At 58.7% G+C, this 8,487-nt stretch carries 7 protein-coding genes and 2 rRNA genes; 1 reads left to right on the top strand and 8 read right to left on the bottom strand.

Annotation, left to right across the window (positions count from 1 at the left end):
- From WBP53_RS11705 to WBP53_RS11680, 6 genes are all read right to left on the bottom strand, one after another.
- Positions 1 to 730, bottom strand: a 730-nt coding sequence (locus tag WBP53_RS11705) for a lytic murein transglycosylase (protein ID WP_423929111.1), incomplete at its 3' end; no start/stop codon positions are given.
- 85 nt (positions 731 to 815) lie between these two features.
- Entirely contained in the window at positions 816 to 1,931 is a 1,116-nt protein-coding gene (gene rodA, locus WBP53_RS11700) for a rod shape-determining protein RodA (protein ID WP_423929113.1), read from the bottom strand.
- On the bottom strand, positions 1,931 to 3,808 hold the full coding sequence (gene mrdA / locus WBP53_RS11695) for a penicillin-binding protein 2 (RefSeq protein ID WP_423929109.1): 1,878 nt from the start codon (positions 3,806 to 3,808) through the stop codon (positions 1,931 to 1,933). Before mrdA ends, rodA begins: the two co-directional genes overlap by 1 nt.
- A complete protein-coding gene (gene mreD, locus WBP53_RS11690; protein ID WP_423929107.1) occupies positions 3,805 to 4,296 on the bottom strand; it encodes a rod shape-determining protein MreD in 492 nt (163 codons plus the stop codon). The genes mrdA and mreD overlap by 4 nt, the downstream gene beginning before the upstream one ends.
- A complete protein-coding gene (mreC, locus tag WBP53_RS11685) occupies positions 4,293 to 5,228 on the bottom strand; it encodes a rod shape-determining protein MreC (protein ID WP_423929105.1) in 936 nt (311 codons plus the stop codon). The genes mreD and mreC overlap by 4 nt, the downstream gene beginning before the upstream one ends.
- A gap of 19 nt (positions 5,229 to 5,247) precedes the next feature.
- Complete coding sequence (locus tag WBP53_RS11680; protein ID WP_423929103.1) at positions 5,248 to 6,294, bottom strand: rod shape-determining protein; 1,047 nt, start codon at positions 6,292 to 6,294, stop codon at positions 5,248 to 5,250.
- A gap of 318 nt (positions 6,295 to 6,612) precedes the next feature.
- On the opposite strand from WBP53_RS11680, the gene WBP53_RS11675 reads away from it, so the two are divergent.
- Positions 6,613 to 7,548, top strand: coding sequence for a carbohydrate kinase family protein (locus WBP53_RS11675; RefSeq protein ID WP_423929101.1), 936 nt, complete (start codon positions 6,613 to 6,615; stop codon positions 7,546 to 7,548).
- A 361-nt stretch (positions 7,549 to 7,909) separates the two neighbouring features.
- Here WBP53_RS11675 and rrf read toward each other — a convergent pair.
- Together rrf and WBP53_RS11665 are read right to left on the bottom strand one after the other, a co-directional pair.
- A 5S ribosomal RNA gene (gene rrf, locus WBP53_RS11670) occupies positions 7,910 to 8,024 on the bottom strand.
- 148 nt (positions 8,025 to 8,172) lie between these two features.
- Positions 8,173 to 8,487, bottom strand: a 23S ribosomal RNA gene (locus WBP53_RS11665); the annotation flags it as partial.

The following is an 8,487-nucleotide window of genomic DNA, read 5'->3' as shown; positions in this document are numbered from 1 at the left end:
CGGCCATTGCCTGGACTGCGACCGGCTGTCCGGCGGTCCACCCGTGCACGGAAAAATAATTGGCTACGCTACCGACGATATCCGGCAGCGAATTCCACAAATCGATGCGGCCATCGCCGTCATAATCAACGGCGTAATTGGCCACGCTTGTGGGGATGAACTGACCCCAGCCCATGGCACCGGCATAGGAACCCACCAGCTCATCGATCGGGTAGGCCATGCGCGAGTCGCCCAGCAGGAACAGCTGACGAAGTTCACCGCGAAAGAACTTTGACCGCGGCGGGTAATGGAACGCCAGGGTAACGAGCGCGTCGAGCACCTTGTAGCTACCAAAATTCCGGCCGTAGCTGGTTTCCACACCAATGATGGCAACAATGATTTCCGGCGCCACGCCGAACTCGCTGGCGGCACGCTCAATCAGTTCACGATTGTCCTGATAGAACGTCACGCCGTCATTGAGTCGCTTGTCGGTCAGGAATATCGGACGGTAGTCTTTCCATTGCTTCGTCGCCTCCGCCGGGCGAGAAATGGCATCAAGGATGCTCTGCTTGACACTCGCCTTCGCCAGAGTGGCGAGCACATAGGTTTCATCGAGGCCGGCATCCTGATTGAGTTCGCGAGCAAACTCGATGAATTCAGGTTCGACTGCCGCTTGCGAGCGGGCGACCACTTTCGACGCCTTCGCATTGGCCGCCGTGGCCGTACCCGTGATTGCCAAGGCAAGCGCCATGGCGATGCCTGGAATGATCCAATGCCGATAATTCAAAGTAGGAAAGCCTGAGTGAAGACAACAAATAGGGTATCGCGTTGGATGCTCATGCGGCTACTCGCCTGCGATGGGCGTGAATCGACATCAGAACTCCGAAACCGGCCAGCAGCGAGACTGCCGAGGTTCCTCCGTAGCTGACTAGCGGCAATGGCACGCCCACAACCGGCAGGATGCCCGTGATCATGCCACCGTTGACCATGACGTAGACAAAGAATGCCATGCTGATCGAGCCGCCGAGCAGGCGCGAATAGGTGTCCTTGGCATTGGCCGCGATCCACAGACTGCGTCCGACGATGAATACATACAACGACAACAACAAGAGGACGCCAATCAGGCCCCACTCCTCGGCGAAGACGGAAAATATGAAATCGGTCGTGTGCTCGGGCAGGAATTCAAGCCTGGACTGGGTACCCTTGTGCCACCCTTTCCCCCACAAGCCACCTGAGCCAACGGCAATCTTGGACTGAATGATGTGCCAGCCAAGGCCGAGCGGGTCGGACTCGGGATCAAGCAGCATGCGCACACGGTTGCGCTGGTATTCATGCAGGAAATGCCAGGCAACCGGTGCCGCCGCCGCCACGCTGCCGATCATCAGGCCAATGCGCCACCAGGCCAGGCCGGCGAGAAATACGACGAACAAGCCGCTCGCGACAATCAGCAAGGCGGTGCCGAGATCCGGCTGCTTGGCGATCAGACCGGCCGGAATGACAATAAGCACAAGCACGCCAGCAAGGCTCATCCAGCCTGGCGGCAGCGGACGCTGGTTGAGATACCAGGCCACCATCATGGGCAGGCTCAACTTTAGCAATTCTGAGGGCTGAAAGCGGACGAATCGAAGATCCAGCCAGCGGTCTGCTCCGCGCCCTTCACCGAGGATAGCGACGAGGATCAAGAGAACGATGCTGCCGGCATATAGCCAGGGCGTCCAGTTGCGCAGACTCGAAGGCGGGACCCTCGCAATGGTGACCATCAGGATCGCACCCAGCAGCAGGCGAATGCCCTGAGCCATGGCCTGGTCACGGTTGAGATCGCTGGCGCTGTATTGCGTGGCAAGGCCAATCATTGCGAGCAGGAACAATGCGCCCAGCAGCGGCAAGTCGAAACGCGGGCGCCTGACCATCGACGCAGTGCGATGGCGGATGCGGTTGAGTACGTCTGGCATCACGGAACGGAATCCACGGTCGGCTCGACCATCGCCGGGGAGTCCGAAAACAACCAGGCGTCGAACATGTGCCGTACAACCGGGGCAGCATCGCGGCCACCACCGCGCCCTGCTTCAAGCGCGACGATTGCAGCAATTCGGGGCTCCATGGCAGGCGTGAACGCTTCGAAGAGAACCTGGTGGCGTTCCTCGGCAACCTGTGAAATATGCTCCCATTTCTCGGTTGTGCGCGAAAAACGCTCGGCTGTGCCGCTCTTGCCTGCGATCACGTAGGGGAAACTGTTACCCATGGTCCTGGCGGTACCGGTTGGCCCATTGACGACGGCAATCATCCCGGCACGAACGGCGTCCCAATTTGCCGGATCACTGAAGAATGTTGCCCCTCCGGGCTTTGGCTTGACGCGCTTGGGAGTATCGCCAATCCCTTCCTGGGTCGCGTAAAGCAGCTGCGGCTGATAGGAAATTCCTCCTGCTGCCAACATGGCCATTCCATGTGCCAACTGCACGGGTGTCACGACCCAGAACCCTTGCCCGATTCCTGCTATCACCGTTTCTCCGGGATACCAGGGTTCGTTCATTCGCCCCCTCTTCCAATCCCGGGATGGCAAGACACCGCTGCTTTCGCCGAGCAAATCGATTCCCGTCGGCGCGCCGAAACCGAATTTGGCCATGGTCTCGGTCAGGCGATCGATCCCCATGTCCTGGGCCAGTGAGTAGTAGTACGCATTGACCGACTGGGCCAGGGACTCAACAAGGTCAACCCTGCCGTGGCCGCCCGCACGCACATCGCGATAACCACGTTTCTGGCCCGCGATATGGAACTCTCCAGTAGATAGAATCGTATCCGAAGGACGCCTTAGCCCGAGTTCAAGCCCGGCTGCCGCCAGAAAAGGCTTGATCGTCGAGCCGGGCACATAGCTACCGCGCAAGGCGCGATCGAGCAGTGGCTTGTCCGGCGAATGCAGGAGTGCGTTGTAGTCTGTCTGGCTGATGCCGTTGACGAAGAGATTCGGATCGAAACTCGGCACGCTGATCATCGCCAGCACTTCGCCATTGCGCGGATCGATGGCGACTGACGCACCCGGCCTGCCGGCAAAGGCGTTCACACCTGCCTCCTGGATGCGCGTGTCGACGGTCAGGTAGATGTTCTGACCTGGCGTGGGTGCGACACGTTCCAGCACGCGAAGCGGGCGGCGATCCGCATTCACTTCGACCAGCTCATAGCCGGGCTCGCCGTGTAGCAGATCCTCGTAGGATCGCTCTATTCCGGTCTTGCCGGCATGCGTTGTACCCGCATAGCGCGAAGCATCCAGTCGCTTCACGTCAGCGGCATCGATGCGGCTGACATAGCCGACCAGGTGGCCGAATGTCTTTCCCTTGGGATAGAAGCGCGTCAGGTACGGCACGACGTCAACGCCGGGAAAGCGCCAGCGATTGACAGCGAACCGCGCTATATCTTCATCAGTCAGCTTCAGGCGCAAAGGCACGCTCTGATAGGAGGGCTTGCTCTTTACCAGAGCCTTGAAACGATCGATGTCATCACTGCTGATGCCTATCGTTTCCTGCAGGTCTGCCAGCAAGGCCCCCATGTCGGCAACCTGCTCGGGAACGACCTCCAGTCGGAACGCCGCGATGTTTTCGGCGAGCAACACGCCGTTGCGGTCATAGATCAACCCGCGGGCCGGCGCAAGCGGGCGTGTCAGGATTCGATTTGCGTCCGACCGGGCCTGGAACTCCTCATGCTGGGCAACCTGGAGAAACCAGAAACGAAAGCCCAGGATGGCAAGCGCGGCGAAGATAATGAAGAAGCCCGCCAATGCGCGTCGCACGAATTGCGCGGCTTCACGGCGCGTATCCTTTATCGGCCTGTAGTTCATGATTCCTTCGATCGAACACGCGCCCGCAGGTCGTCGAGCAGAAGGAAGACGAATGGCCAGGCCAGCATTCCGAATAGCGGCGCGATCCAGAACCCGCCGGTCGGAACAGGGTCACCGGAGAAGCCCCGGATCATCAGGACGACGATTCGATCATTCAGCAGCAGAGCGAGCACTGCGAGGGATTGCTGGCCGATGGGAAAGAAGCGCAACCGGGAACGAAAACGCAGGACGATGAACGTCAGAATGATCAGTCGCAAAGCCTGTTCGCCGAGCAACTGACCAGCCAGAATGTCCCCACACAGGCCAAGCAGGAAGGCGAATCCTAATCCGATTCGCTCAGGTGCTTCGATAGCCCAGTAGATCAGCACGAGGGCAATCCAGTACGGCTTGAATGGCAATAGCGCCTGTGGCAGTGGTGTGAGCTGCAATACGAAGGCCAGAAGAATGCTGGCGACAAAGATCAGCAACTCTGCGCGTTTTCTGTTCATGGCGTACGCGCCCCTTCCGGCATGCGCTGCGCAGGATCAGCTGGAACAACGTCAGTGCCGGGCGGCTCTGGGGCAGGCGGCCCCATTGGCTGCGGCAAATCCTGCAAGAGCAAGACTTCTCCGCTTCTGTCCAGTGCGGCGGCCGGCCTCGCGATGGCTGCCGCGAACATGCCACTTTCATCGTTGCTTATCTCGAGGATTTTCCCTACTGGAAATCCGACCGGAAAACGCCCACCCAGGCCGGATGTCACCAGTGAGTCGCCCACCTTGATATCTGCACTCATTGGCACATTGGGGAGCTGCAAACGATCGATGGCTCCGGTGCCGTAAGCGATCGTGCGCAACCCTGTGCGCTCGATCATGACCGGAATGGCATGCGTAGGGTCTGTCACCAGCATCGCCACGGACGTTCCCGGCAAGACCTCGACGATCTGGCCCATGATCCCGTGTGCGTCCAACACCGGTTGGCCCACTTCAATGGACTGGGCCGCCCCCGCATCCAGCACGATTCTGTGCCTGAATGGGTCGAGATCGATGTCAATGAGTCTCGCCAGCTGCACGCCAAGCCCCAGCTCATTCTGTACATCAAGCAGCTTTTTCAGGCGATCGTTTTGCGCCGAAAGGGCGGACATCCGATTGAGTCGAACCTGAGCCAGCAACAATGCCTCGCGCAGGTTTCGATTCTCGTCTACCAAATGACTCTGGGTGGCTATCGCCAGGCGGCCTGCCCGCGCCACGTCGGATGGCAAGGCAGCTGCGCGATAGACGGGTTCAACGACGACACTGGCCATTGTGCGCAGTCGTTCGAGATAGCTACCGCGGTGATCAATCACCATGACGATCATGGCGAGGGTCAAGTAAGCAATCAGGCGCAGTGTGCTGACTGCGCCTTCGGCAAACAGGGAAACCTTGTCAGGAGCTGCAAGCGCCATGCGCGCGGGTCACCTGAGCCTACTCGTGGGCGAAGAAGTCACCACCGTGCTGATCAACCAGCTCGAGAGCGCGTCCACCACCGCGAGCAACGCAAGTCAGCGGCTCATCCGCAACGTGAACGTGCAGCCCCGTCTCCTCGGAAAGCAAGCGATCAAGATCACGCAACAATGCACCACCACCGGTGAGCACGATGCCACGTTCGGCTACGTCCGAACACAACTCCGGAGGCGTCTGTTCCAACGCACTGCGAACCGCGCTGACAATTCCCGAGAGCGGTTCGTGCAGGGCTTCCAGTATTTCGTTGGAATTGACCGTAAACATGCGCGGCACGCCTTCGGCCAGGTTTCGGCCGGAGACCTCGATTTCCTTGACGTCTGATTGTGGAAAAGCGCAGCCGACTTCCATCTTGATGCGCTCGGCTGTTGCTTCTCCGATCAAGGTGCCGTGATTGCGACGCACATAGTTGATGATCGCTTCATCGAATCGATCTCCACCAATACGTACCGACTGGGAATAGACAATACCGTTGAGCGAGATGACAGCCACTTCGGACGTGCCTCCACCAATATCCAGCACCATTGAACCTCGAGCCTCTCCGACTGGAATTCCGGCGCCAATCGCCGCGGCCATTGGCTCCTCGACGAGAAAGACGTCACGTGCGCCTGCACTTTCGGCAGACTCCTTGATGGCCCGTCGCTCCACCTGAGTAGAGCCGCAAGGCACACAGACGAGTACACGCGGACTTGGTCGGAACATGCGCGAACGATGCACCTTGCGAATGAACTGCTTGAGCATCTCCTCGGTCATCGAGAAGTCCGCGATGACACCGTCCTTGAGCGGTCTGACCGTGACGATGTTGCCTGGGGTGCGACCCAACATCTTTTTGGCATCGGATCCGACCGCAGCGACGCTTCTGGGGCCGCCTGGCCCACGATCCTGCCGTATTGCCACAACGGATGGCTCATTGAGCACGATGCCCTGACCGCGAACATAGATCAGGGTGTTGGCCGTGCCGAGATCGATCGACAGGTCATTTGAAAAGAGACCGCGCAAACCTTTGAACATGAGAAAGCTTGACCTGAAAAGTGGAGCCGCAAAGAACGCGACAGTTTAGAGACGGCCTTCACCTCAGGCAAGCCAATTCGCCGTTAAAAATCGCTTATCTGGCGCGTTGACGATGCTTGTTCGCTGAGTTCCTTCCGCACCAGAGGGGTGCCTGCCGGACGCAAACTGGCCAAACCGCCTGCGGAATTGCTCCTGCGAGGATGCGCCCCCAGGAAAAGTCGGGCAAGATTCGGCTTCTTCGCCAGCCGCTCCTGCCACCCGGAACCCGGGTCAAGCAGCTACGGATGTGCAATCTCGTCATTATTCAGGGGCATTCAGATGTCGGCTTTGATTTGCGGTTCACTTGCGTACGACACCATCATGGTTTTTCCGGATCAGTTCAAGAATCACATCCTTCCGGACAAGGTTCACATCCTGAACGTGTCGTTCCTGGTGCCCCGCATGCGTCGGGAATTCGGCGGATGTGCCGGAAATATCGCCTACAACCTCAAACTCCTTGGCGGGGAGCCGGTTCCAATGGCTACTGTTGGTCAAGACTTCGCACCCTATCGCGAGCATTTCGAGGAGTACGGAGTGCGGCTTGACCAGGTCAAGGAACTGAGCGACCTGTTCACGCCGCAGGCCTTCATCACTACGGATCTCGACAACAACCAGATCACGGCCTTTCACCCCGGCGCCATGATGCGCTCCCACGAGAACCACGTCAGAGACGTCGAAGGCGTCGAGTTCGGAATCGTCAGTCCGGACGGTCGGGATGGCATGCTGCAGAACGCAAATGAGTTCGTCGAATGTGGCATCCCGTTCATTTTTGATCCCGGGCAGGCGATGCCACTGTTCAACGGTGAAGAGCTCCGCCACTTTGTCGAGCAAGCGGACTATGTAACCGTCAACGACTATGAATCCAGCCTCCTGCAAGAACGGACCGGCTGGAACGAAACTGACATCGCCAGCCGCGTGAAGGCCTACATAACGACATGTGGACCACGTGGCGCGAAAATCCATGCGGATGGAAAGTGCCTCGATATACCTCCCGCCCATGAACGTCGGGTCACTGATCCGACGGGCTGTGGCGACGCATTCCGCGCGGGATTGATACACGGAATCATGAAGGGGTATGACTGGGTGACCATTGGCCGCATTGGCAATCTGATGGGTGCGCTCAAGGTTGAGCATCCCGGCACGCAAAACCAGCGCTTCGACTACGGGCAGTTCTCCGACCAGTTTCGACAGCAGTTCGGGTATTCCCTGGCGTGAGCCATTGACTGGTATCCGCGATCGGCTCCTCATGCACTGACTCGTGCGGTGACGCCCCCTGTCGTGGTTTACCGCGACTGCGTGCCTTCAACGGCTCTAGTACTCAAGTCTTGCGCGCAGCCCAACTCCTGGCAATTTCTCGCAGGAGGGGCGTCTGCGGCATTGGACGCAATAGATCCGCGCATACGAAAACCCCATCTGCTTGTGCAGATGGGGCTTGATAGAAGATGCTCAGCGGTAACCAACACCGAAGCAGCGACGCGAGGAGCGCCCAAGAATCCCGCGCCGCAGTTCGTGCGTTTTCATGCTGCGCAGGCAAAAGAAAACCCCGCCTGCGATGCAGACGGGGTTTCAATTAAGCGCTCAGCGGTGACCTACTCTTGCATGGCTTGAGCCACACTACCATCGGCGCTGCTGCGTTTCACTTCCGAGTTCGGGATGGGATCGGGTGGTTCCACAGCGCTATGTTCGCTGAGCAAACGGTGGAGACAGCGCAATAGGATGCGCCAGTCTCGCGTTGGGTCTTGGGACGTAATAAGTCGTTTTGGCTCGAGAGTGTTCAGTGTTGCTGAGGCGTAGCGGTGCATCTTCTTCAGATCACACCTTGAAGCAACTTGGAGTTATATGGTCAAGCCGCACGGATCATTAGTAGTGGTTAGCTCGGCATTACTGCTATACACACCCACCCTATCAACCACGTAGTCTTCATGGTTCCTTTAGGAGCCTTATGGCTCGGGAGGTCTCATCTTGAGGCGCGCTTCCCGCTTAGATGCTTTCAGCGGTTATCGCTTCCGAATGTAGCTACCCGGCAATGCCACTGGCGTGACAACCGGAACACCAGGGATTCGTCCACTCCGGTCCTCTCGTACTAGGAGCAGCCCCTCTCAAACCTCCAACGCCCACGACAGATAGGGACCGAACTGTCTCACGACGTTCTGA

It is taken from the genome of Dokdonella sp., assembly GCF_049593775.1.
Lineage (GTDB): Bacteria > Pseudomonadota > Gammaproteobacteria > Xanthomonadales > Rhodanobacteraceae > Dokdonella.
Note: the sequence above shows the minus strand (reverse complement) of the source record. Positions and strands in the feature narration are given on the sequence as shown.